At 36.9% G+C, this 24,908-nt stretch carries 25 protein-coding genes; 5 read left to right on the top strand and 20 right to left on the bottom strand.

The window, feature by feature from the left end; all coding sequences use genetic code 11:
- Positions 1-71 precede the first annotated feature (71 nt).
- Genes ACU8DI_RS08255 through ACU8DI_RS08225 form a run of 7 tightly spaced genes read right to left on the bottom strand, consistent with a single transcriptional unit; the run spans position 72 to position 7,047 of the window.
- Entirely contained in the window at positions 72-1,604 is a 1,533-nt protein-coding gene (locus ACU8DI_RS08255) for a cryptochrome/photolyase family protein (protein ID WP_447112293.1), read from the bottom strand.
- Positions 1,605-2,915, bottom strand: a complete 1,311-nt coding sequence (locus ACU8DI_RS08250) for a DASH family cryptochrome (protein WP_447112292.1) — start codon at positions 2,913-2,915, stop codon at positions 1,605-1,607.
- Positions 2,885-3,034 (bottom strand): DUF2256 domain-containing protein, encoded by a 150-nt coding sequence (locus ACU8DI_RS08245; protein WP_447112291.1) that lies wholly within the window; start codon positions 3,032-3,034, stop codon positions 2,885-2,887. Before ACU8DI_RS08245 ends, ACU8DI_RS08250 begins: the two co-directional genes overlap by 31 nt.
- On the bottom strand, positions 3,027-4,451 hold the full coding sequence (locus ACU8DI_RS08240; protein ID WP_447112290.1) for an SDR family oxidoreductase: 1,425 nt from the start codon (positions 4,449-4,451) through the stop codon (positions 3,027-3,029). Before ACU8DI_RS08240 ends, ACU8DI_RS08245 begins: the two co-directional genes overlap by 8 nt.
- Entirely contained in the window at positions 4,448-5,071 is a 624-nt protein-coding gene (locus tag ACU8DI_RS08235; protein WP_447112289.1) for a flavin reductase family protein, read from the bottom strand. The genes ACU8DI_RS08240 and ACU8DI_RS08235 overlap by 4 nt, the downstream gene beginning before the upstream one ends.
- Positions 5,071-6,381: an ABC1 kinase family protein gene (locus ACU8DI_RS08230; protein WP_447112288.1), complete on the bottom strand. Its 1,311-nt coding sequence runs from the start codon at positions 6,379-6,381 to the stop codon at positions 5,071-5,073. The genes ACU8DI_RS08235 and ACU8DI_RS08230 overlap by 1 nt, the downstream gene beginning before the upstream one ends.
- A 6-nt stretch (positions 6,382-6,387) precedes the next feature.
- Positions 6,388-7,047, bottom strand: coding sequence for a TetR family transcriptional regulator C-terminal domain-containing protein (locus ACU8DI_RS08225; protein ID WP_447112287.1), 660 nt, complete (start codon positions 7,045-7,047; stop codon positions 6,388-6,390).
- A 351-nt stretch (positions 7,048-7,398) separates the two neighbouring features.
- Between ACU8DI_RS08225 and ACU8DI_RS08220 the strand changes: the two genes are divergently transcribed.
- Positions 7,399-8,247 (top strand): DUF2911 domain-containing protein, encoded by an 849-nt coding sequence (locus tag ACU8DI_RS08220; RefSeq protein WP_447112286.1) that lies wholly within the window; start codon positions 7,399-7,401, stop codon positions 8,245-8,247.
- Between the two features lie 53 nt (positions 8,248-8,300).
- On the opposite strand, the gene ACU8DI_RS08215 is transcribed toward ACU8DI_RS08220, so the two are convergent.
- The 11 genes from ACU8DI_RS08215 to ACU8DI_RS08165 form a co-directional block, all read right to left on the bottom strand.
- On the bottom strand, positions 8,301-9,272 hold the full coding sequence (locus ACU8DI_RS08215; RefSeq protein ID WP_447112285.1) for a Gfo/Idh/MocA family protein: 972 nt from the start codon (positions 9,270-9,272) through the stop codon (positions 8,301-8,303).
- 4 nt (positions 9,273-9,276) lie between these two features.
- Complete coding sequence (locus ACU8DI_RS08210) at positions 9,277-11,037, bottom strand: sodium:solute symporter (protein WP_447112284.1); 1,761 nt, start codon at positions 11,035-11,037, stop codon at positions 9,277-9,279.
- A gap of 96 nt (positions 11,038-11,133) precedes the next feature.
- Positions 11,134-13,659, bottom strand: a complete 2,526-nt coding sequence (locus ACU8DI_RS08205; protein ID WP_447112283.1) for a PIG-L family deacetylase — start codon at positions 13,657-13,659, stop codon at positions 11,134-11,136.
- A gap of 73 nt (positions 13,660-13,732) precedes the next feature.
- Positions 13,733-14,344 carry a matrixin family metalloprotease gene (locus ACU8DI_RS08200; RefSeq protein ID WP_447112282.1) on the bottom strand — a complete coding sequence of 204 codons (612 nt, stop codon included), beginning with the start codon at positions 14,342-14,344 and terminating at the stop codon, positions 13,733-13,735.
- Between the two features lie 12 nt (positions 14,345-14,356).
- Positions 14,357-14,704, bottom strand: a complete 348-nt coding sequence (locus tag ACU8DI_RS08195; protein ID WP_447112281.1) for a VOC family protein — start codon at positions 14,702-14,704, stop codon at positions 14,357-14,359.
- 11 nt (positions 14,705-14,715) lie between these two features.
- Positions 14,716-15,258 carry a mechanosensitive ion channel domain-containing protein gene (locus ACU8DI_RS08190; RefSeq protein ID WP_447112280.1) on the bottom strand — a complete coding sequence of 181 codons (543 nt, stop codon included), beginning with the start codon at positions 15,256-15,258 and terminating at the stop codon, positions 14,716-14,718.
- 49 nt (positions 15,259-15,307) lie between these two features.
- On the bottom strand, positions 15,308-16,267 hold the full coding sequence (locus ACU8DI_RS08185; protein WP_447112279.1) for a septum formation inhibitor Maf: 960 nt from the start codon (positions 16,265-16,267) through the stop codon (positions 15,308-15,310).
- A gap of 35 nt (positions 16,268-16,302) precedes the next feature.
- Positions 16,303-16,890, bottom strand: coding sequence for a Maf-like protein (locus ACU8DI_RS08180; RefSeq protein WP_447112278.1), 588 nt, complete (start codon positions 16,888-16,890; stop codon positions 16,303-16,305).
- A gap of 6 nt (positions 16,891-16,896) precedes the next feature.
- A complete protein-coding gene (locus ACU8DI_RS08175) occupies positions 16,897-17,808 on the bottom strand; it encodes a geranylgeranylglycerol-phosphate geranylgeranyltransferase (RefSeq protein ID WP_447112277.1) in 912 nt (303 codons plus the stop codon).
- Between the two features lie 54 nt (positions 17,809-17,862).
- On the bottom strand, positions 17,863-18,393 hold the full coding sequence (locus ACU8DI_RS08170; protein ID WP_447112276.1) for a KdsC family phosphatase: 531 nt from the start codon (positions 18,391-18,393) through the stop codon (positions 17,863-17,865).
- Positions 18,383-19,141 carry a Rossmann-like and DUF2520 domain-containing protein gene (locus ACU8DI_RS08165; RefSeq protein WP_447112275.1) on the bottom strand — a complete coding sequence of 253 codons (759 nt, stop codon included), beginning with the start codon at positions 19,139-19,141 and terminating at the stop codon, positions 18,383-18,385. Before ACU8DI_RS08165 ends, ACU8DI_RS08170 begins: the two co-directional genes overlap by 11 nt.
- A 75-nt stretch (positions 19,142-19,216) precedes the next feature.
- Here ACU8DI_RS08165 and ACU8DI_RS08160 point away from each other — a divergent pair, with 75 nt between their 5' ends.
- From ACU8DI_RS08160 to mscL, 3 genes are all read left to right on the top strand, one after another.
- Positions 19,217-19,615 carry a group III truncated hemoglobin gene (locus tag ACU8DI_RS08160; RefSeq protein WP_447112274.1) on the top strand — a complete coding sequence of 133 codons (399 nt, stop codon included), beginning with the start codon at positions 19,217-19,219 and terminating at the stop codon, positions 19,613-19,615.
- A 102-nt stretch (positions 19,616-19,717) separates the two neighbouring features.
- Entirely contained in the window at positions 19,718-22,972 is a 3,255-nt protein-coding gene (gene ccsA, locus ACU8DI_RS08155) for a cytochrome c biogenesis protein CcsA (protein ID WP_447112273.1), read from the top strand.
- Positions 22,973-23,127: 155 nt separating this feature from the next.
- On the top strand, positions 23,128-23,568 hold the full coding sequence (gene mscL, locus ACU8DI_RS08150; protein ID WP_447112272.1) for a large conductance mechanosensitive channel protein MscL: 441 nt from the start codon (positions 23,128-23,130) through the stop codon (positions 23,566-23,568).
- A 108-nt stretch (positions 23,569-23,676) separates the two neighbouring features.
- On the opposite strand, the gene ACU8DI_RS08145 is transcribed toward mscL, so the two are convergent.
- Entirely contained in the window at positions 23,677-24,087 is a 411-nt protein-coding gene (locus ACU8DI_RS08145) for a DUF2452 domain-containing protein (RefSeq protein WP_447112271.1), read from the bottom strand.
- A 191-nt stretch (positions 24,088-24,278) separates the two neighbouring features.
- Between ACU8DI_RS08145 and ACU8DI_RS08140 the strand changes: the two genes are divergently transcribed.
- A complete protein-coding gene (locus tag ACU8DI_RS08140) occupies positions 24,279-24,464 on the top strand; it encodes a hypothetical protein (protein ID WP_447112270.1) in 186 nt (61 codons plus the stop codon).
- A 152-nt stretch (positions 24,465-24,616) separates the two neighbouring features.
- Here ACU8DI_RS08140 and ACU8DI_RS08135 read toward each other — a convergent pair whose 3' ends face one another.
- The gene (locus tag ACU8DI_RS08135) at positions 24,617-24,907 is read right to left on the bottom strand and encodes a DUF2188 domain-containing protein (protein WP_447112269.1); all 291 of its coding nucleotides are present in this window, start codon (positions 24,905-24,907) and stop codon (positions 24,617-24,619) included.
- Between the last annotated feature and the right edge of the window lies 1 nt (position 24,908).

The following is a 24,908-nucleotide window of genomic DNA, read 5'->3' as shown; positions in this document are numbered from 1 at the left end:
CCTTTTTTAAAATATATTAAACAATAATTAACATTTTAGATTGAATAGAGCACAAAGCACAGTGATAGCGCTCAATAGGTATTTGGATTTTTAATAATATCTTGAGCTTTGAGCTTTATTTTTTGAAGTTGCTCCTTGTCCATTTTATCCAAAAGACTATACATCATTCCCATTCGATAGTTATCTCCTAAAATAGGACGTTTGTCATCTAAAAAGTTCCAGTAGAGACTGTTAAACGGACAAGCATCATCGGTAAGCTTTTTCTTTTTATTGTAATGGCAATCCTCACAATAATTACTCATTTTATTGATGTAAGATCCTGAAGATACATAGGGTTTTGTGGCAATTTTTCCGCCATCAGCAAATTGACTCATGCCTCTCGTATTCGTGAGTTGGACCCATTCAATAGCATCAACATAAATTCCTAAATACCAATCGTCTACGTCATCTGGGTCGGTTTGCGTGAGCAGTGCATAATTTCCAGTAATCATGAGTCTTTGTATGTGGTGTGCATAGCCATTATCTAAAGAATTCGTAATGGCCTGTTTCATACAATTCATTTTTGTGTCACCTGTCCAATAAAAATCGGGTAACGGATTGTGATTGTTTAGCTTATTATGCGATTTGTAATCTGGCATTAATGCCCAATACATGCCTCTCATGTATTCTCTCCAACCGATAATTTGTCTTACAAATCCTTCAACTTGAGAGATGTGGATAGCGTCTCCATGTTTTCTGTAAAAGTTCATGACCGTTTTTACGACATCCTTAGGAGAAATCAATTTGAGGTTCATGGCAAACGACAGCCGAGAGTGAAATAAATAGGTTTCATCGGTGTGCATGGCATCTTGAAAATCTCCAAAATGTACTAATAAATGCTCACAAAAATATTTTAATTGTTCTATGGATTGGGATCGATTGATAGGGTAGCTAAAGGTTTTTGTTTCAAAATGTCCCATGGTAGCTATTCCAGCATTTTTAATATCCTTTACCACTTCGGAAACTTCATTTTTAAAATACTTATAAGTTGGAATGTCAACCTTGCCTTTCCATTTTTTTCGATTGCTTTTATCATAATTCCATTGACCACCTTCAGGTTGCCCAGCCACCATAAGAATGTCGTGTTTTTTGCGCATATCTCTGTAGAAATTTTCCATGAGATATTGTTTTTTACCTTCAAAAAACTGAGCTAGATCTTGTCGTTGTGTGTAAAAATGTTCTGCCGAAACGGCGTTAGATGGTATCGAAATAGACTGACAATAATCCTTCAGTTGTTGATCTAGTCTATAGTTGTCAGGGAACATATATTCAAAGGATTCAATAGCATGTGTATCTATTAAAAACGTCAGATTTTCTGTTAGAGATTGTGTATTCTCGTCAGCATTTATTTTGAAATACGTAACACGATGTCCTAAGCCTTTTAAATCCTCAGAGAATTGTCTCATGGCTGAAAAAAAACCAATAACTTTTTGAATGTGTTGGGTCACAACATCGGTTTCCTGGCGCATTTCAAATAGCGCATACATCACGTCGTCATCTGTAGATTTAAACCAAGAATGTTTGATGTTTAATTGATCACCTAGTACGAGTCTTAATGTTTTCATTTAAAATAAGGTTTCTTGAAGCCATAATCTTTGAAAATTACCATTTGGATCATAACGTTCAGCTTGTCGCTCAACGTTAAATTTACGATCTCTAGGATCATTTCCAACGCCAGAAACATACATCCAATTGCCATAATTGCTGTGAACATCATAATCGATTAACAAAGATTCGAAGTAAGCAGCACCAATGCGCCAATCTAAAAGAAGTTCCTTAGAAAAATAAGAGGCTACATTTTGCCGACCTCTATTACTCATCCAACCTGTTTTCTTCAGTTCAAGCATATTGGCATTCACAAATTCTGATGCGGTTCTTCCTTCCATCCATTTTGAAATGGCTTCGGAATCTGTTTTCCAATGGTAATCTTTTTTTAAGATGCCTTCCTTCTGAAAAATCGCTGTGCCGTGTTTTAAGGCGATGTATTTAAAGTAATCACGCCAAATGAGCTCAAAAATGAGCCAGTAGGTCGAGTCGTTTTTGAAATGTTCTTGCTCAAATTGTCGAACTTTCCAATAGATGGTTCGAGCTGAAATGCTACCGTTAGCAAGCCATGCTGATAATTTTGAACTATAATCAGTTCCTATCAAGCCATTTCGAGTTTTTTTATAAACACCCAATTTTTTGCTGTCAAAAAAGTATTGGTTCAGTCTCTCAAAAGCTGCAGTTTCACCACCTTTAAATGGAAAGGCGGTATTGGGATGGGTTTCGAATTCTGAAAATCCAAGATCTGCTAAAGAAGGAATGGGAGTGGTGTTAATAAGGTGCTTAATTTTATCAGCAACATGAATTTTTTGAATGGGTCTCACATTGAATTTTGATTCCACCGTTTTGCGAAATTGCGTGAAGACTTTCGGGATTTCTGAAGGTGTCATCCCTATATCGTTGGGATGAAATAAAAACTGATCATAATATGAATGGTAGTGGATGGAATCGGGAAGAGTGTCTTTGATACGCTTTAATACTGTACATTCTTCACTGGTCCATTCTTCTTGATAATAAACATGGTTACAGTCATGTGTGGTGACTAATTGTTGCAAGGCAATTTCTGGCTTGTCCACAAATACAAATAACTCTATATGAAGTTTCTTGAGATTGCTTCTAAGGTCTTTAACAGATTCTATTAAGAATTTTGCTCTGTACTTACCGGTTTTTTTAAAACCGAATGGTGTATTTTCAAAGGTTCTTGGATCAAAGCAGTAACAAGCGATTACCGATTTGTGGTTACTGATGGCCGATTCTAACACGGTATTATCTTGTACTCTTAAATCGTTTCTAAACCAAACTATTCCGATGTCATTTTCTGTCTCCTGCATTTTTCACTACAATATTTTACATGTTCCCAATTAAGTTTCCATTTTTTTCGCCAGCTGAAAGGCAAGCCACATGTCGCACATGTTTTTTGAGGTAGAAATGGTTTTTTATGCTTAGACATTCACTAGTTGATTAATCATGCCTTTAAAAATAAACCCGTGAAAAGGTAGTACGCTATACCAATACAAACGTCCCCATAAACCTCTTGGTCTAAATGTAGCTGTTTGTTTAAGGATATTATTTTCTATCTTAAATTCCAACCATGCCTCGCCAGGCAAGCGCATTTCAGCGTATAATAATAATTTTTGTTGTGTTTTGTCGGCATAAATAACACGCCAGAAATCCAAGGCATCACCAACATCTAATTCTGTGGGACTTGTTCGTCCACGACGTAATCCAATGCCTCCCACAAGCTTGTCTAAATAGCCTCGGATTTTCCATAAAAAGGTGCCGTAATACCATCCTGTTGTGCCTCCAATGCTCCAAATCTTGTCCAAGGTTTTCTTTGTGTCCTTAACAGGTCGTTCCTTATAATCCTTAAAGCATCCAAACTTAGGTACATTGATATACTTGTGTAATTGATTTCGTAATCTGCCACTGCTTACCATTGAATCTTTCCAACTCGAGACAATGCTATTTTGCTCAATCTTTTCAAAGGCTAGCTCTACAGCGTCTTTATAAGAAATAGGCGCTACATCCAACAACGTATTGATGTTACTTGGTTTTCCGATAATTTGAACACCCATACTATCTACTAAGCTACTCGCTAATTTGTAAGAGGTAGATGTGACAAAGTAAAGCCAATAGGAGGAGAGTTTAGGCGTCATGACAGGAACGGTTAATATATAACGTTTCAGCTCTCTCACTTCGGCAAACTGAAGTAACATTTGTTTATAGGTTAAAATTTCAGGACCAAAGATGTCATAAGATTGGTCGTAGGTTTCGGTTTTACCAACGGCTTTGGAAAGAAATGCCAAGACATCGCGAACCGCAATAGGCTGCGTCTTGGTATTCAACCACTTTGGCGCAATCATAAATGGCAGCTTTTCGACGAGATCTCTGATAATTTCAAAAGAAGAACTTCCTGAACCCACAATGATTCCTGCTTTAAAAACTGTTAAGGCATAATTTTCAGAATGTAATAATTGCTCAACCTTTTTTCGAGATTCCAAGTGTTTTGACAGTTGTTTTTCGTTCGTGATGCCACTCAAATAAATAACTTGCTGGACCTTGGTTTTATGAAGCTGTGCTTTAAAATTAATAGCGCAGCGTTCTTCAAGAGACTTGAAATCCTTCGAACTGTTAGACATTGAATGGATTAAATAAAATGCGACATCAATGTCATTTGGAATCTCATGAAGCGTTTCTGGTTTTAGAAAATCTGCTTCAACTACTGAAATATGCTCATCATCATCATAACTTTTATCAGCCCGCAAGCGGTCTCTCACGGTACAAACAACATGATGTCCTTCATTCACTAGAAGCGGAATCAATCGTTTGCCTATATAGCCTGTAGCACCTGTGACGAGAATTTTCATGGACTTGGTTTTGGTCGTTGGTATTCGAAGCGCGTTTTTAATTCAGGAATAGCGTAACCATCCAAGCCATTTATAGTAGCAATCTTTGCTTTAGAAAGATTGATAAAACCATCGTCTTCTAATAAATGATCTTTTACATACAATCCTATTATTTTACCTATCAGCAAGATGGTGTTGTTCGCGCGAATATCGTATTCTTCCACATATTCCATGGCGAGTTGTAAAGGTGCATCCTTTACAAAGGGTGCGTAAAAATTGTTTTGATAATGGGCGTTTAATTGCGTTCTATCAAATTCTGAAATTTCCGAATCGTATTTTGCAGACGTATGATGAGCGTCTTCAAGAATAGACTCATGGATATGATTTATCGTATAATAACCTGTTGCCTTTATATTATCATACGTGTTGCGCATGACCGTTGTTGGCCTTAAAAAGAAACCAAGAAGTGGCGGATTGGAACCGATATGCGTTATAGAACTAAAAACGGCGACATTTTCAATGCCAGAAGCTGATTTCGTACCAATGAGGTTTGCTGATTTGTAGCCAGAACAACTATTGATTAAGTTGATGCGGTAGATATGATTAAATTTATCGAATTGTTCATTGTCGATATGGATCATTACAGCGTGTTGAAATTGTTGATTTTGATTGATTTTGCTTTTAAATCGAACATGAGATTATAGAGTCCGAAGAAGGTTCTATTAATATAGATAAAATGTTTAGACCCTCTATTACCGTTCATCTTACGTAATTCGGTGTTTTTGGAATACCGCTCTCCAAGTTCAGCGATTTTTCCGAAGAATTCAGCATCGGAGAAATCAAAGGATTCGGCATGAAAAGGTTGTGTGAATAAACTTAACATCTCATGAAACATGTCTGTGAAAAATGTTATTTCTTGAGGTGAATCGTCCGATTTTAATATTTCGAGTTCATAAAGCTTTTTTGAAAAATACTCACAATTGTTAATGTTTTCCTTTTTTGCTAGTTCAAAATAAGGCTCGTAAAACGTATCTGGAATGGTTTTCATACAACCAAAATCTAAAGCGATGAGTTGCCCTTCCTCTGAGATGAGAAAATTTCCAGGATGTGGATCTGCATGCACTTTTTTCAAAGTGTGGATTTGGTACATATAAAAATCCCATAATGCTTGTCCGATTGTATCTGCTAATTCTTGATTCGTATTATGTGCTGTAAATTCTGAAAGATGCTCACCTTTCATATAGTCCATGGTAATAATACGCTCCGAAGACAAATCGCTGTAATATTTCGGAAATACTAAGTTGGGAATATGAGCACATTTGGAAGCAATTTCTTGACTTTGAGCAATTTCTAAAATATAATTGGTTTCTTCAATAAGTTTGTTTTCAACTTCTTTGAAGTACTTGTCAGAATCTTTTCCTTTGATATTGAACATACTCATCGCAATGGGTTTTACCATTGCTAAATCTGAAGCAATACTTTCTGCAACGCCTGGATATTGGATTTTCACAGCAAGTTTTTTCCCATCCTTTTCTGCTATATGGACTTGTCCTATACTAGCAGCATTAACAGACGTTGCGTTAAAAGTATCGTAAATCTCGTTGGGATGTTTTCCAAAATATGTTTTAAATGTCTTCACCACTAAAGGAGGCGATAATGGCGGTACAGAAAATTGAGCTAGTGAGAATTTCTCAACATAGGCTTGAGGTAAAATGCTTTTTTCCATACTGAGCATTTGAGCTACCTTAAGAGCACTCCCTTTTAATTGTTTCAAACCATCGTAAATGTCGTCAGCATTATTCTGATTCAAACGTTCTTTGGCCTCAATTTCAGACTTTGTTAATTTATCACCGTAATATTTTAGGTAATTAACACCTACTTTGGCTCCTGTAGATACCAATTTGGTAGCACGCTGAATTTTCGAAACAGGAATTTTATCAATGGTTTTCATAAGGACTTATTGGAACGAGTGAATTTTTTCTTTGTATATAAATTTTCCTAGATCTATTAAACTCTTCATGGGTGCGATATCTAGTATATCAAAACTTGTATTCACGGATTTCTCTATAAAAATGTCTGTTTTTTCAAAAGCAGGAGAGGTGTCATCCATCCAAAATTTAATAGTCAACAGTAATTGTCCCCAAGCTGATTCTTTTAAAGCGCGCCTTTGAATCTTATCTACGCGCTCTTGTTTTGTTTCTATTAAGGAAATATCAAGTTGCTCGATGTAAGATGTAAATGTTTTCTTTAATTCCGATAATGCTTGTAAACCTTTCAATTTGTTTTTGTGCTGTTTTAATGCATACAGCACGTAACTCCTGTTTGCTGTAAGATTTTCGAAAAACGTAAAGTAAACACTGAGAAGTTGATTTCTTGCATCAAAATTCTTGTAATCATCATTTTTCTCTAAGGCATCAATTGAATTTGTAAAGAACACTTGAAAAATATGTTTTTCTAAGGCTTCAAACGAACCATAAAATTCATAGAATTTAGATTCTTCAAAATTGTGATGCTTAGCAAATGCATAAACGGTCTTTGGTTGCTCGCCATGCTCTAATACATAATCCATATAATAGGAAATCATATTAGAACTTGTAATGTTTTTCTTTTTTGCCATGGTCTTTAAATATAGTATAAAAGTACAAAATGTTTAACAATAATTAATAATCGTTAAACAAATTTAACAAGACATTATCAAAGTTGAATTTGACAACCAATATTCACTGCAACGGACGCAGTTGCGCTTAGATTTGTTAGAAATGTATTGGCTTTAGATACCTACGATATTCGACAATTTATAAAATGAACTACGAAAGACTATTTCAAGGACCTGTTGGATTAATATCATCTTTTCTCTTTGTTATTTAGGGCATGAGCGGTAGTAATTTAAGTTTTTGTTAACAAACAAAGGCGCTACATGTTCGTAAATTTACGTGAATTAATACACTAATCATTAAAACCAATACCAATGAAAAAATTATTACTAATGTTTGCTATGGTAGCCATGACTTTTGCTACTTATGCACAAATTCAAACACCACAAGCGAGTCCATCAGCAAAGCTAGAGCAGAAAGTAGGTCTAACAGATGTGACTGTTGAATATTCAAGACCAGGTGTTAAAGGAAGAACGATATTTGGAGGTCTAGAACCATGGGGATCTATATGGAGAACTGGCGCTAATAAAAACACAACAATTACGTTTAGTGATGATGTCACCATTGCTGGCCAGGATGTAAAAGCAGGTTCTTATGCCATTTTTACGCGATTGAATTCAGCAACAGATTGGGATGTGATGTTTTATGATGACACTAACAATTGGGGTGCACCTGCAGAGTGGGATGACAGTAGGGTTGTAGCAACCGCTAAAGTGAAAGTAGAAGAACTGCCTTTCAACGTAGAAACGTTTGCTATTGATATCAACAACATCAAGAGCGATGGTGCACATTTAGAATTAATTTGGGAAAAGTCTTATGCTGCAGTACCTTTTACGGTTCCAACAGATAAAAAGGTGACTTCAGCTATCGATAAAGCTATGAATGGTCCAAGCGCAGAAGACTACTATGCTTCGGCAGTTTATTATTTAAATGAAGGCAAAGATATCAATCAGGCCAAGAAATGGATTGATAAGGCTATGTCTATGGTTGAAAATCCGAGATATTGGCAAATGAGACAACAGTCATTGATTTATGCGGCTGCAGGTGATAAGAAAGGTGCGATTGCACTTGCTAAGAAATCTATGGAAGCAGCAAAAGAGGCTGGTAACCAGCAATATGTGAAATTCAACGAAGCCTCTCTTAAAGAATGGGGAGCGATGTAATTGAACGTCCACGATAAAAATTGAAACCCATTGTAATTTACAGTGGGTTTTTTTTATTCGTAATGTAGTCCAATTTGATGCCGAATAAGATCAAGGGTGCGCATCAGTTTTCTGCTAAAATCAAAGGTCATAATCGGACTTTCTAAAGCTTCTGTTCTTAACAAATCATTAAAGTGTCGCGTTTCATAATCATAACCGTGTGTGTGACATTCAAAATGAGATGTACGCTCTTCGCCTTCTGAAATAAGCGTTACCGAACTCGGTTCATGAAATCTAGAATTAATTTTGATGGTGCCACGTTCACAATAGAATATGGCTTCAGTAGCTGTTTTTTCTGTAAGTGTACTTTTTAAATGGGCTTCTACATCATTAGCATAATTTAGGATGATAAAGCAAGACGCATCTACACCATTTTCAAAAAATGTAGCTTTCGAATCCACTCGTAAAGGTTCTCCTAAAGTAGACAACGCAGCAAAAATGGGATAAATACCGATATCTAACAAACTTCCACCACCTAGAGATTTTTTAAATACACGAGATTCCAAATTAAAGTCTGGCTTAAAGCCGAAATCAGCTTCTATTTTTGTGATGGCGCCAAAGGTCTTTTTTTTGAGTTGCTCAAGCGCAAACTGGTAATGTGGAAGAAAATACGTCCACATGGCTTCCATGAGTAAGGTTCTGTTGTCTTTTGCGGAAGCTATCATAGCGTCTACTTCCGAAAGATTCATGGCAAATGGTTTTTCACAGAGTACCGCTTTTTTCTGTTCTAAACACATTAGAGAATGGGCTTTGTGCAAGGCATGTGGTGTTGCGATATAAACCGCGTCTATATTGGGATCACTCGCGAGAGATTCATAGTCACTATAGGCGATTTCTACATCAAATTGAGTTGCAAATCCATTGGCTTTTTGTTGGTTTCTAGAGGCGACTGCATATAATTTTGCGCCTTCAACAGTTACAAGGTCTTGCGCAAATTTGGTTGCAATATTTCCTAGGCCTATTATGCCCCAATTAATGGTTCTCATGATGTTAAGAGTTACTGATTATTAGGAATCCGAAAAGGCTAATGATTGAAATCAATCCGACTAACAATAGTTTATGATTCTTAGAAATTTCTTTGAAATCAATGAGCTTCGCTATGATTATAACGAGAATACAACCAACAAAATTTAACCATAAAAACGGTAGGTTAATGATCTCAACTTCATTTAATCCGAAAAGTAAAAATATAATCGCTTGAGTTATCAAAGCTGCAGTAAATACCGCGTTAGCTCTTACAGACTTAAAGAAAAATGCCAGCAGGAAAATACCCAGCACATTTCCGTAGAAAATAGAACCAATAATATTTACCAACTGAATTAAATTTTCGGCAAGATTAGCAACGCAAGCAACACCAATAGCAAGAATACCCCAACCAAGTGTAAAAAGCTTAGAAACTTTGACCATTTCTTTTTCTGACTTAGCAGAAGTGTTTCGTTTATACAAATCCATAGTTGTAGTACTCGCCAAAGCATTTAATTCACTAGAAGTACTTGACATGGCTGCGCTTAAAATCACAGCGAGCAGTAAGCCAATGAGTCCGCGTGGCAAATTATGAAGTATAAAATGGATAAAGACATAATCTTTGTCATTGCTTTCTACCTTAATATTTTCTGCTTCCCCAGCTTTTTCTATCAGCGTTCGTGCATCTGCTCTTAATTGATCACTTTCGGTATTAAATTTGGCAATGCTTTGTGCAGATTCAGATGCATTATTAAGAACATAATCATTGATAGCAGTTTTTTTAAGCTCAAATACCTCTTTTTGTTTTTTCTGAAGCGCTCTATAGTCATTGGCGTATTGCGAATCCAACACCACGTCTGTCGCTGTCGGATTAAAATTGATAGGAGCTTCATTGAATTGATAAAAAACAAATACCATCACACCTACTAGTAAAATAAAAAACTGCATCGGCACTTTTAATAAACCATTAAACATGAGTCCGAGTTGCATTTCTTTCACAGACTTCCCAGAGAGGTAGCGTTGCACTTGACTCTGGTCTGTTCCAAAATAGGACAGCATTAAAAAAGTTCCGCCAATAACACCACTCCATACGGTATAACGGTTGTTGAGGTCAAAGGAAAAATCTAAAACTTCCATTTTGCCACTAGCACCTGCAATGTCAAGCGCATTAGAGAAGGTGATGTCTGAAGGAAGTTGGGTAATAATAAGTATAAAGGCGATGATCATACCAGAAAAAATAACCACCATTTGATGTTTCTGTGTCACATTAACGGCCTTTGTGCCTCCAGAAACTGTATATATGATGACCAGCAATCCGATGATAATATTTAACAGGAGCAGATTCCATCCAAGCACTGCAGATAATATAATGGCTGGCGCAAAAATGGTAATTCCTGCAGCGAGTCCACGCTGAATTAAGAACAAGATAGCAGTGAGTGTTCGTGTTTTTAGGTCAAATCGGTTTTCTAAAAATTCATAGGCCGTATACACTTTTAATCGATGGTAGAGTGGAATAAATACCATGCAAATCACGATCATGGCGATAGGCAATCCAAAATAAAATTGAACAAAACCCATACCGTTGTTAAAGGCTTGTCCTGGCGTAGACAAGAAGGTAATCGCACTAGCTTGTGTTGCCATAACAGATAAACCAATGGTCCACCATTTTGAGGTGTTACCACCTTTTAAGTAGTCTTCGACATTTTTGCTGCCTCGAGATTGATAAGTGCCATAAATGACAATCAGCAATAAGGTACCAATGAGAACAATCCAATCTAAATGCTGCATTTTAAAAGGCTTTTGTAATGAGATAAAATGCGATAATATAGATGATATTAGCGATCAGAATCAAGCTATACATTTTGTTCCATTTATACTTTTCCATTAGTTTTTGATTTGGGTGTTTGGTTGCATGTCATTTTTTCCAAGTGATAGCATGTTGGCAAATAATCTGTAAGCACCAGATACGCCTGCAGGAAACTCTCTAAAGAAACTTAACCCTGTGTAAATGTAATGCCCTTGGCCGTGTTTGGCTACCAAAAGACTTCCTGTTTTTGGTGTTTCACCAGCATCATTCATAGATAATATGGGCGTGAATTCACTAGACCATTCGTCTGGAAAGTATAAACCACGTTCTTGGGTCCATCCTTCAAAATCGGCTGCAGTTATTTGATTCGGTGCATTTAAAACTTCATGGTCTTTAGCTAATAACGTGACCTCTGCATGTTCGTCGGTAACGCGATCGCGCGACAATTGTAAATCGTAAGGCGCCAATTGGTCCACTTTTAATCGACGGTTCGTATGATACTGAACAATCATATTGCCACCTTGTGCAACATAGTCGAATAATAGTTGTTGTTTAAACTTTAGCTCATCTACGGTGTTATAGGCTCTAATGCCTATGACAATGGCATCAAAACGTTTGAGATTTTCTGCGGAAATGTCCTCTGGTTTTAGGACTGCTACATTGTAGCCAATTTGTCTTAAACTCTCGGGAACAACATCACCAGCACCTTCAATATATCCAATATTTTCACCGCGTTTTTGTATATCCAATCTTACAATTTTGCTTTCGCTAGGCAATAATACAGTTTGAAATGGAATATGGTCATAATCGATTTCTATCAATTCTCGTGTATAAATTTGATCTCCGATATGTACCATTGGCGTAATCAAGCCTTCGCTTTGCTCTTTTGGTGGAATAACTGTAAACACCAATCGCGCTTCCTGACCTTTATTGGCAATATTAATTTTCTGCTTGTCTGGAAAAACATTCCAGTCATTAGGATAAGCCAACTGCACAAAACCTTCGAGGTTATCGCGACCTGCTTTTACAAGGACTTCAATCTCACGCTGTTGGTCAGAATCCAAAATAATCACTTTCTCTGAAATTTTTGCCGAAGCCTCTGGAATAATCTCAAATGGCTTATAAACTTCTCCTTTGACTGGATCCGTTGTTTTATAAACAATTGGCTTCGTAAAAGAAATGGGTGTATTGGCAATGTTAAGTTGAAAGGTGATTGTGAGTTCTCTAGGTGTTTCAGGTTTTCCGATAAGGGAAGGATCCTCAACGGCATACATACCTAATGACCCTTTTTTGGTGAGCCAATAGGGTGTTGAAACATTTTGGTCTTCACTGATTTTCAATACCTCCTTAAATTCGTAATCAATGTTATTGGTCAACGTAACATCTTTGTTGATTTTAATATTGTTTGGCGTGATAATATTGGTGAGCGTTATATTGGCATCACTGCGATTGATCACCTCTATATTTAAATCGATGACAGCACCTGCCGTCGCGTGATTCGTAGCTGCTGTTGCTTCAAGATACAGACCTGCACAGGCCGAAATGATGGCTTTTATTTCCGCCGTTTTAACCGTTCTCCAATGCGTATTCTCTAATTTTTGAATAGCCATGTATGCACGCATTAATTCAGGAATAGATTTTGAAGGATTCTTAAAATCGTACGTTTCTTCAACATTGTGTAATATGGCTCCAATAGCTTGACCGCCTTCAATTCGGCTCCAAGTGGTGTTTATACCTTCAAATAAATTCGTTTTATCAGAAGGTAGATCGCCCTTAATTAACTCTATATATTCTGTTTGAGTGCCACGACTTCCCGTACTTCCAAATCCTTGAGATTTGTGCTGACTTCTACTTAAGGCAGCAATTTCAGGATTACTTAAACCACTACTAGGAAAATATACACCCGTATCAATTTCCAAAAGATTACTTTTATCAGCTTTTTCAAAATTCTCTTGACTTCCATAGAACCACCACGAGGTATTGAAAAATAAGCGTTTTGGCTGCCATGTGTCTACTTGTGATAATTGATCAGGAAACGCATTAGGATCACCCGCCAAATCGAACGCATCTACAGAGAGCATGGCAGAACTTGTATGGTGACCATGAGTTGAACCGGGTGTTCTATGATTGAATCTGTTGATGATCACATCAGGTTGGAATTTACGTATGGCCAAAACGACATCATTGAGAACCTCTGTCTTGTTCCAAATGGCTAAAGTTTCATCAGGATGTTTCGAATATCCAAAATCATTAGCTCTTGTAAATAATTGTTCGCCACCATCGGTACGACGTGCCGCCAACAATTCCTGTGTTCGAATGACACCAAGGAGTTCTCTGATTTCAGGTCCTACTAAATTTTGACCGCCATCACCACGTGTTAATGATAAGTATGCCGTTCGCGCTTTTAGTTCATTGGACATATACGAAATGAGTCGCGTGTTTTCATCATCAGGATGCGCAGCAACATAGAGTACAGAACCCAGAAAATTCAGTTTTTTTATGGATTCGTAAATCTCTGAGGAGGTTGGTTTTTTAGGCTGCTGTGCGCTAACAATCGCAGTTAATAAGAGGAATAAACAAAGGATTGGTAATCGTTTCTTCATGATATATTAGTTAGTAAAACCAAATATAATGAAGTCTCTTAGGGAAGGCCTAGTTTTTAGATTTTCTTTAACGTTAAATGCGTTGCTGGCATTGATCACAAAGTTTCAAGTTTGCTTGATCCACGGTTTGAATACTTTCTACAGCATCTTGCATAACGCATTTGGCTGTTGGGCAATGTGCTAATCCTAAATTATGACCTATTTCATGAACGCCAACTTTTTGTAAGCGACTCAAGTAAATCGTTGGTTCTTTATGTGCTAATCTATAGGTAGAAACAATACAACTCTCGCCAGGACGATAAGCTAATCCGAAAATCCCCCAATCTTGATATGTATGGACTGGTTGTTTGATTTGACCATCAGGTTGGCGTTTTGTGGTTGAAATATCCCTAGCCGTAATACCTAGTACATAATCAATACTATCAGGCTTCTGTCTGATTAAGTCTTTTAAAAGTGAGTCAGCCCTGTAACGTGGTGATTTTATATTGACAAAGGCATTTTCTGGCAATTCTCTTTCCGTCAAAACAATGACATCCATTTGATAGGTCTGCTGAAGCGTTTCAGTGATATCAGAAATAGTCTTATCATTAATGTTTCCGTAGGGTTGGATACCGATGCGTTTAGGCTCCTTCGCACACGACATGAGCACAATGGATAAGAACACTATGAAATAAATTTTCGTCATCTTACGTTGGTATTAAAGCTCTGACCATACGGCTAGTTCATTACCGACAGGATCTTTAAAATGAAAACGCTTACCGCCTGGAAAGGTGAAAATATCAACGGATATCTCTCCACCTTTATTAATTATTTCACGTTTGATATGCTCTAAATCATGATGGTATAACACAACCAGAGCACCATTGGTAATAGGCTTATTCGATTTTTCGAATCCGCCTTCAAGTCCGCTATTAGTGAACGCACAATAGGTATCACCATAATCTGTAAAAGTCCAACCAAATGTCCGATGGTAAAACTCTTTAACACTGTCAAGGTCTGATGCGTAAAATTCGATGTAATTAATATGATTGTTATTGGTGCTCAATTTTAGAGGAATTAAACAGTATCACTGCCATCATCCATAAAACTATCGATGGCATCTTTTTCGACCAATGTAACGGCTTTTTGTAGTATGAGATTGTTTGGGTAAGTCACGAGATCACCATTGTCACACCTCAAATGTAATTGAAATGCTCTGATATCTTCAATAACCGCTTCGATGGGGAAATCCTTGTCATGGATTTTTACTTTGTCACCCACTTTATAAGGAAATGAAAAGAACATGATAATACCAGAAGTCACATTACTCAAAATAGACCATATGGCAAACAAGGCGATACCGATGACTGTAAATACAGAAGAGACAATAAAAGTCATATCCTTTAATTGTGCTCCAAAAACGAAGGATTCAATGATTAAAGCAATGAGAAAGAGTGTGACAGTTATGTATCTGCAAATCAAATGAATACGCGCATCGTTAATACCGCTTGATCTTCCGATTTTTTTAACGAGCGCATGGCTGGCAAAACGGACCACCAATAGCACGACAAGCACTATTCCAGTGATGATGAGTTCCGATTGGTAAGCTTCAAAAAACATATATAAAAATTGGATTGGTCTTTCAAAGATACATTAGAAAAAACAGTTTTTATGATTTTAATTGAAGTGTTTGTCTCAGGTCCTGATCAGCATTAGAGTTTTTGTTCCAATAGGCTGATTTAATGGTTTTTATTTTTGTGGCTTTGGTAGTTAGGACTTCAGCATTTTTTCCAAACCCACTTTTAAACGTCTCTTCCCAACCAACGATGTCATAAGGAAAACTTGGGTTAAATCGGATGGTGAGTGTTCTTTCCAATTCCGGATAGGCAATCACATACTTGTCAGATTCCAAATTCGCATTGGCTTTGTAGGCTCGTAATGGTATATGTTTCAATCTGATAAATTCTAATGACGGAATAACATCAATGTTGCCTGTGGGTAAACTCTGCGGATCCAAGCGTAATTGTGTCCAAAGTTCATTTTCCAAAAGAGATTTTTCCAAAGCGAATTTTTGATCGGCTTCATTTTCAAAATAACTATGCGACATGATTTCAAACTGTTGTCTATTGTTCAATTGTGTGTATACATGACCGCACCATTCTTGAACCGAACAACTCACTTTAAGCGCATGTTGCGTATTGTTGACAGGATAAAAAGTGGATTGCATGATGGCATAAGGATAGATGCCCGTATTGAATTTTTTTGTGGCGTTTAATTTCAGAACAGGAATACTGGATGCTGAAGACTGATCAGCTTTCACTTGAATGTCTGGTAAAAAAGGTTCAGTAACATAAATTAAAGCGGCCTGACCCTTTCGAATTTCACCATAGCGAGCTTGTTCTAATTGGTAACTAGAAATTTCAGCAGTTCCACTGTACCAATACGTTTTGAAATCAGTCGTTAATTTAAAAGCAGGTCTCAATGCTACTGATGCTATTGAATCTTCTACAGCAGTAACTGTGTTTGTAGCTTCTAACTTAGGTTTGTCCGGTTCCTTACAACTAAAAAAATTGATCATTAATATGACCGTAAGACCTGTAAATAATGGTAGCTTATAAAATGAATTCATGGGCATCTTTTAACCCTAAAGTTACAATGCTTTTGTTATAAAACCATGCTGTTTAACGTTTTGTAAACGAGTTGTGTGGGAAGTCCAACGACATTGGTGTAGGAGCCTTCAATTTTGGAAATACCTATTTGTCCAATCCATTCCTGAATTCCGTAGGAACCCGCTTTGTCATAGGGTTGATAGTTATCAATATAGTAGTTTATCTCGTCGTTAGTCAAGGTATTAAATGTGACCTTGGTGATGGCATTCACTGTTTTTTGTTGGCTTGTGGTTGTAAAGCACACGGAAGTAATAACTTCATGGGAGTTGCCACTCATAGCTTTTATCATGTTGAAAGCATCTTCCGGACTTCTCGGTTTCCCCAAGGCTTTATTGTCGTGCCAAACGATGGTGTCGCTCGTAATAAGGATGTCATGAGCCTTTAATTCATCTTTAAAAGGTAATGCTTTCAGCTGTGCGAGATAATCACTAATTTCAAAATGTCGCAATCGGTCTGGAAATTCCTCTTTAACTGGTTTTAATCGAATTTTAACGGTCATTCCCAGTTCTTTAAAAAATTGCTGACGTCTGGGAGATCCCGAAGCTAAAATTAGTTGGTAGTTGCGAAGTCTGTCCAGTAGCATAAAATATTATTTCAGTAGAAACGGATACATCAGTAAAGATAATAAACCTGTGAGCATTATCCACTTATAAATCCGACTAATATACGCATAGTGCTTTTGATGTTTAGCCGTAAAAATTTTTATACTTGCATAAATTAAAGGAGCCATAACAAATAAGAGAAAATAACCGATGGCAATTTGATTTTTATATAAATAGGTGATCACATAATAAAGTACAGCTGTAATTGGTATCAAACTCACTACAAATGCAATTTTACCAGTACGTTCGCGGCCCAATACAATGGGAAGCGTATTCATTCCAGCTTTATAATCACCATCTACATCTTGTATGTCCTTCACCATTTCACGAATTAAATTAATAAGAAAAGCAAACACCGAATAATCAACAACAATACTAAAAAACTTAATTTGAGAAATACGATTATATGGAGTAATCATAGGGAGTAAATCGAAAATAGCTACAATCAAAAGGCTTGTACCAACCAACAGAGAAATCAATAAATTCCCGATAACAACAGTGCCTTTTAAATAAGAAGCGTAGACATAAAGTGCTAAAGAAATGATGACAAAAATTGAAAAAAATGAACTCTTACCAATATTATGAGATAGGTAAAAGCCTAAGGCAATGGCAGCAATATTGCATCCGAAGAATAAATTATAGGCCAAAGACTCTGAGACTTGTTTTCCAATAATAACCTTTTCAGGCTTGTTGATAAGATCCGTTTCTACATCGTATATATCATTGATGATATTTCCTGCAGCTGCACAACATAAGGTCGCAACTACAAGGACCATAAAGTTGACGGTAGATAAAGCCGTGTTCACATCAAATGGCTCAAATAGCGCATATTTAATAAGAACTTGTGCAATGATAATTATTGCTAGATTTTTCCAACGTATAAGATTTAAGATGTGCAAAGTTAGATGGTTGTTTAGTAATTAGGTGTTGGTCTTTATGAGGTCAAAAAATTGTTAGTCATACTTGGCATCGAAATTTCCGTCCCATTTGTCTTGTGCTTTTAAAACTTGTTCTATGACATCCCTTGCTGCGCCTTTTCCGCCTAACCTATGTGAGACATAGTGACTAACCGCCTTAACCTCAATAGCCGCATCTTGCGGACAACAAGCCAATCCAGCCAATTTCATAACTGGTACATCAGGAATATCATCTCCCATATACAACACATTTTTTGCGTCAATATTGTTGTCAGACAAATATGCATGGAACTGCTCTGTTTTTTGATGAGCACCTAAATACACATCCGTGATACCAAGTCCCTCAAGGCGCTTTTGTACTCCTAGATTTGTGCCTCCAGAAATAATGCACATATTAAAACCAGCATTTTTTGCAGTTTTTAGGGCGTAACCGTCTTTTATATTCATACGTCGCAACATATCACCGTTGGTCATAATAGTGACTGTACCATCTGTAAGAACACCATCCACATCAAATATGAAGGTGGTTATTTGTTCTAAATATTCTTTGTAACTCTTATCTTCCATGGGTATGTTTTATTGACGCTGTTAGTAACTTATAAAGGTCTTTATGATGATTGTCTTCTAAAAGCTTTAAATGCTTTTTAATTGTTTTTTTATCGTTGCGTTTGGCTGGACCCGTTTGGGCTTTGTAAGGTGACAGCTCTTGAACTTTCATCGCAGTCTCCAAAATTAAAGGTTTTAATAGGTCAAACTCTGCACCTTGAGACTCGGTGATTTCATGAGCCACACGATACAACTGATTGGTGAAATTATTTACGAAAACAGCGGCTAAATGTAAAGCAGCACGTTGATCACTATTAACACGCTTGGTTACCTTCGTAATGGAAATCGCCAATTGTTTTAAGGGTAAGTAATCTTTTTTTGTTAAGGTTTCTAAACATATAGGCACCTTGCTAAAATCGATATGAGCGCCTTTAGAAAACGTTTGTAAAGGGTAAAAGACACCACGACGATTTTTTTTATCCAAATCGTAAGCACTAACACTTCCTGAGGTGTGAACCACGAATCGGTTTTCAAACGGAAGTTGCTGCGATAATTCAGAAATCGCGTCATCACTAACGGCAATGATATAAATATCCGCTTTTTCAAGCATCGCCAAATTGTCTGTAATGGCTACCTCATTTTTATAAGAAGCGATGGTTTTCAAGTGTCTGTTATACCACTGTGTGACGTTGACATTTTCTGAAGCCACAAATGCTTTGTATAAATGATGGGCTACATTACCTGCGCCTAAAAGTACTACTGAAATCATGACACAAAAATACAATAGAATTCAGAAATGGAAATTTTTGAGCTATAATTTAATTCCGATGCCTAACTTTGTCTTATGCGCAAAGATATTAGCACACGACAAGACCTTTATAGATTAGTGACATTGTTCTATGATAAAGTAAGAGCGGATCAACTTTTAGGGCCTTTTTTCAATGATACAATTACCGATTGGGAGTCGCATTTAGAGCATTTGACCACATTTTGGGAAAGCAGTTTGTTTATGACTAGAAAGCTTCAGCATAAGTATCATGGAAACCCATTGGAAGTTCATGTGGATGTGGATCGAAAATTTAATGGTCAAATCACAGAAATGCATTTTGGTGTCTGGCTCAATTTATGGTATCAAACCCTGGACGAATTGTTCGAGGGAGAGGTGACAGATAACGCCAAAAGAAGAGCAAGAAAAATGGGCACCTTTATGTATTTGAAAATTTTTGAAGCACGCCAACGCTAGGATTAGAAATTTACGTTTTTAACAGTTTTTTGATGCTCATTCAAGAGTCTTAAACAAACTAATTTGGTTATCTTTGCACAACTAAAAATAAGCCTTCTTGCTATGCAAAAGAAACTTGCGAACGTGCTATTTTCAACACGACTTACTGGAATTTTATTTATTGTTTATGCTGTAGCCATGATATTTGGTACATTTCTCGATGCAGGACAAGAAACGTCTCCAACACCTTTTACAAGACATTACATTTATAACGCCTGGTGGTTTGAGGCTATCATGGTACTCTTCGTGATTAATTTTATAGGTAATATTTTCAGATACCGTTTGTTACGTAAAGAAAAATGGGCAACGCTGATATTGCATTTAGCATTCATTTTTATCATCATCGGTGCAGGCATTACCAGATACATTGGATTCGAAGGATGGATGCCTATTCGAGAAGGAGAAACCACTAATACCTATCTCACACGGAACGTGTATTTAACGGCTTATATTGATGGTGATTTAATGATCAACGGACAGCAACAGCGTCGTGTGGTTCAGGAGTCAGTAGATTTTTCTGAGCGTTTGGATAATGATTTTGAAGTGACAGCTACCTACGATGATACGCCAGTAACCATTGCTGTTAAAAAGTTTGTTAAGGACGCCGAATTAGATATCATTCCAGATGAAACGGGCGAATCGTATTTAAAGTTAGTTGAGGCTGGCAATGAAGGATCTCACAGTCATTTTATCAAGGATGGTAGTGAAGCCCTTATTCATAATGTCGTTTTTACCTTAAACAATCCTAAGAAAGGTGCGATTAATTTAACCACTGATGATAACAGAATTTTTATAGAATCACCATTCGAAGGGGATTATATGACCATGGCAACACAGGAAACAGGTGTCTTAGTCAAGGATTCAATTCAACCTTTGGCCTTGCGTTCTCGTTATCAAATTGGGAATATGGCTATGGTGTTTCCAAAACCTGTTGTTACCGGATCTTTCGGAGTGGTTAAAAAATCGCAGTTGTTAAGAAGTCGTGAAGATGGACTTGTCGTGGATGTTACTGCAAATGGCGAGACTAAAACGGTTAATTTGTTAGGTGGTCAATATGTCAACGGTCGTTTTGAACAAGTAAAAGTAGGAGGCTTAGATGTAGCTGTAAAATATGGCTCCGTCGTTAAGGAATTACCCTTCAGTATCAAGCTCAATGATTTTGTTGCGGAACGCTATCCTGGAACCGAAGATAATTTCTCAGCGTTTGCCAGTGAGGTGACCGTTATCAAACCAAATGAAACACCTTACGATTATCGTATTTATATGAATAATATTCTAGATGAAGAAGGCTATCGGTTTTTTCAGGCGAGCTTTTTTCCCGATGAGTTAGGAACCAAATTGTCAGTAAATCATGATCAATGGGGCACATGGGTGACCTATTTTGGTTATTTTTTGTTGTACTTCGGATTAATGGCTATTCTTTTTGCTAAGGGAACACGCTTTGCGGATCTCAAACGCTTTTTAGATAAATTAAAAGACAAAAGATCGGAACTTTTAACGGTTTCAATGCTGTGTATTGGGATGTTAGCTTATGCTCAGGAACCATCCGATGAAATTAGTGTTATACAAGATAGTTTGCAGTCTCAGGAACATTTTGAAGGTGACGGTCATGAACATAAGGCACAAGTCGATTTTGAAAGGCCAACAAAGGCGAAAATAGACTCTGTGATTAGAGCCAATATTACACCCAAGGAGCACGCCGATGAATTTGGAAGATTGGTTATTCAAGATTACAGTGGTCGTATGATGCCTATGAATACGTTTGCTTCTGAAATATTACGTAAACTTAGCAAGAAAGATCATTACGAAGAGTTTGATGCTAATCAGGTCTTGCTTTCCATGCAAGAAAGTCCGTTGTTTTGGTACAATGTTCCCGTCATTTATCTTGCCAAGCGGAAAGGGGATTCTATCCGCAAAATTATTGGTGTGGATACCGATCAGAAGTATGTCTCGATTACAGATTTTTTAACACCTGACGGACGGAATAAATTAGGACCCTATTTAGAAGAGGCTTACAGTGCTGAGGTGCCTAACGGTTTTCAGAAGGAATTTAAAGAAGCGTATGATCGCATGAGTTTATTATTCAATACGCTTGATGGTCGTTCCATTAAAATATTTCCAGTACCAGAAGATGAGAGAAATACTTGGATTTCACCTGTCGAATATCGTGAGGAATACCGTAATCAGATTAAAGATACACTCTACGGAAAATTTATAGAAAATAGTTTTAGTTACTATTTAGGAGAACTCTATAAAGCACGTCAGTCTGGTGATTACACCACAGCCAATCGATTGTTAGATGGTTTCAAAAAGAACCAACAGCAGGAGGGAAGTGAGGTCATGTTATCAGATCAAAAAATTAATACAGAAATTAAGTATAATCAATATGATATATTTAAATCTTTGTATGCTTATTACATGATTGCTGGAGCTTTACTATTTGTGCTCTTGATCATTCAAATATTTAAATCGCGAAGTAAAGTCTTAGATATAGTCGTAAAAGGCTTTGGGATCGCCATATTTTTGATGTTCCTAATTCATACGGCTGGATTGATTGTACGTTGGTATATTTCAGGACATGCACCTTGGAGTGACGCTTATGAATCGATGATTTATGTCGCTTGGGCAACCATGTTCTTCGGATTAGCTTTCGGTCGTAAATCTATGTTAACTTTAGCTGCAACGGCGTTTGTGACATCCATGATATTGATGGTAGCTCACTGGAGTTGGATGGATCCAGCTATTTCTAATCTTCAGCCTGTACTAGATAGTTATTGGTTAATGATTCACGTGGCAGTGATTGTGGCAAGTTATGGCCCTTTTACGCTTGGCATGATTTTAGGTTTAACCGTGTTATTATTGATGGCGTTCACAACCAAAAAGAATAAGGTGAAAATGGACTTGAATATTAAAGAATTGACCATTATTAATGAAATGGCCTTAACTGTAGGTTTAGTCATGCTAACCATTGGTAACTTTTTAGGAGGTATGTGGGCTAATGAAAGTTGGGGACGATATTGGGGTTGGGATCCGAAGGAAACTTGGGCATTGATTAGTATTATGTTCTATGCTTTTGTCATACATATGCGTTTGATTCCAGGGCTTCGAGGTCGATTCGGTTTTAATTTGGCATCTGTTTTAGTATTTTCTAGTATTCTATTTACTTACTTCGGTGTCAACTTTTATTTATCGGGCTTACATTCTTATCAGTCAGGACAACAGATCTTGAGTTATCAATATATTGCAATTACCTTAGCTTTCATTGGGATTTTAGCTGGTTTCGCCTACAGAGGCTATAAGAAATATTATAAAAAATAAGCAACGTTGCTAGGTGATTTTCATAAGTGAACGGTCATTTCTTAGAAAAAATAGCACAATCACAGTAAAAGTTTCTTCTAAAACTGTTTGCTATTGCTTTGCACGAACTGTTCGAATATCTTTGCAATCTTTTAATAGTAATAAAAGAGATGCTTATGAAATTTTTAAGGGAGTTCAAAGAATTTGCCGTTAAGGGGAATATGATGGATATGGCCATCGGAATCATCATTGGTGCATCATTTAATAAGGTGATTGATGTGTTGGTGAAAAAGGTATTTATGCCACCTTTATCCTTAATGACTGACGGTCTTAATTTTCAGGATAAAAAATATGTGTTACGTGAGGAAGTTTTAGATGCTCAAGGTACGGTGCTTACACATCAAGTGGCTATAGAGTACGGAATGCTATTTGAAACATTTTTAGATTTCCTCATCGTTGGTCTCACGGTATTTGTGGTGGTAAAAACCATGAACCGATTGAAGGATAAGGCAGAAGATCCTAAAAATAAGGTGGTGAAAACACCTAAGGATATAGAATTACTTGCCCAGCTTAACGACTTAATGGAAGAGCAGAATGCGCTTTTAAAGAACAAATAAGTAGGAGTTGTTCATGGCAAAATGCCTACTGATATCTGCCATTTTTTAAGCTAGTTTTTATGATTAAGAGGTCAGATCTATGTCACATGCTTTGTTAAAAGCACAAGACTACGACGCATCTACTTTCTTCCAAACGAACTCACTGTTCAGTTGAAAACTACCTATATAGTCAAAATTACAGTCTGAAGGCGCTATGATGGATAAAAAGGGTTGGTCCTTTTTATCGCGATATAAAAAATAGGTTTCACCTACAAGTGGTTCAAAATTATAGCGAGAATTGTATACCAAGTTGTTATATTCCAGTTCTTGGATCATTTTGTCGTATTCAGCTTTGAGCTCAAGATATTTGGCTTGGATTTGTTTGTTGGCTTTTAAAATATTACGATTTTTCCATGTAGAATTGCCATGTACTTGTATGGCTGGAGCACCAACATTGGTAGCATAGGGCTTTAAAGCCGCATCATAGCGTTGAGTCTTGTTATTAAAGACGACTTGATCTGGTTTTTTGTCTTCTGACATATCGCTATTGTTTTTTGCAAAGATACAGCACATATTATTTTCTTTACGACTAATCCATAACTTTTTATTTTAGCAGTTTTGCAATGATCGTTTTGCAGTTGTATTTAGATAATTTAGTCTTTTAGTCTCATAATAAAGACTAAGCAAGTCTAAAAAGTCATATATTTAAGCTATCAACCAATGACTATTACATGAAATTATTAAAACGACTAGGGTTTGGGAATGTATTGATATTGGCACTTTGTGTCGTAATCATCTTGGTGGCTGAATACGTTTTTCTACACGGCGATCAACTTCATGCCATCTTTATCGGACTTTGGGCACCGACGCTTTTAGGTATAGCTATTTTCTTTAAACAAATCACAAATGGACGCTAACGATATTGTACTTTACTTCTCTATATTTGTTGCGGTTTGCGTGGTGATATGGGCCGTTTTAGCGATTCGCGCCTATGACAAGGTGGATCGGGAAAGGTGACATTTAAACAACAACGGTATTTATTCTTTTATTTGAAATACAGTGAGAATGTTTAGTCACGATAACTTAAACGATCTCTAATACCACCACTTTCACGATGTATAATTACATCTGCTTTATAGCGTTTTGCCAAGCGTTTTGCTTTGTCGATAGCTGTACTTTGCTTTCTATGTTTAGAGCTTATACGTTGATTGCCTTCTCTGCGAACTGCCCAAGCATCTTGGTAGGGCACAACGTGTTGATGCCAGGTTCGTTTTTTCTTAGAAGACGCGTAGCCTAGAGCTTCCAAAACGGCATTGATTAACTTTTGTATGGCTTTAACAAGCTGCTCGTTTTTGGCCATA

The organism is Psychroserpens sp. BH13MA-6, assembly GCF_052983595.1.
This window is presented reverse-complemented; position numbering and strand designations above follow the sequence as displayed.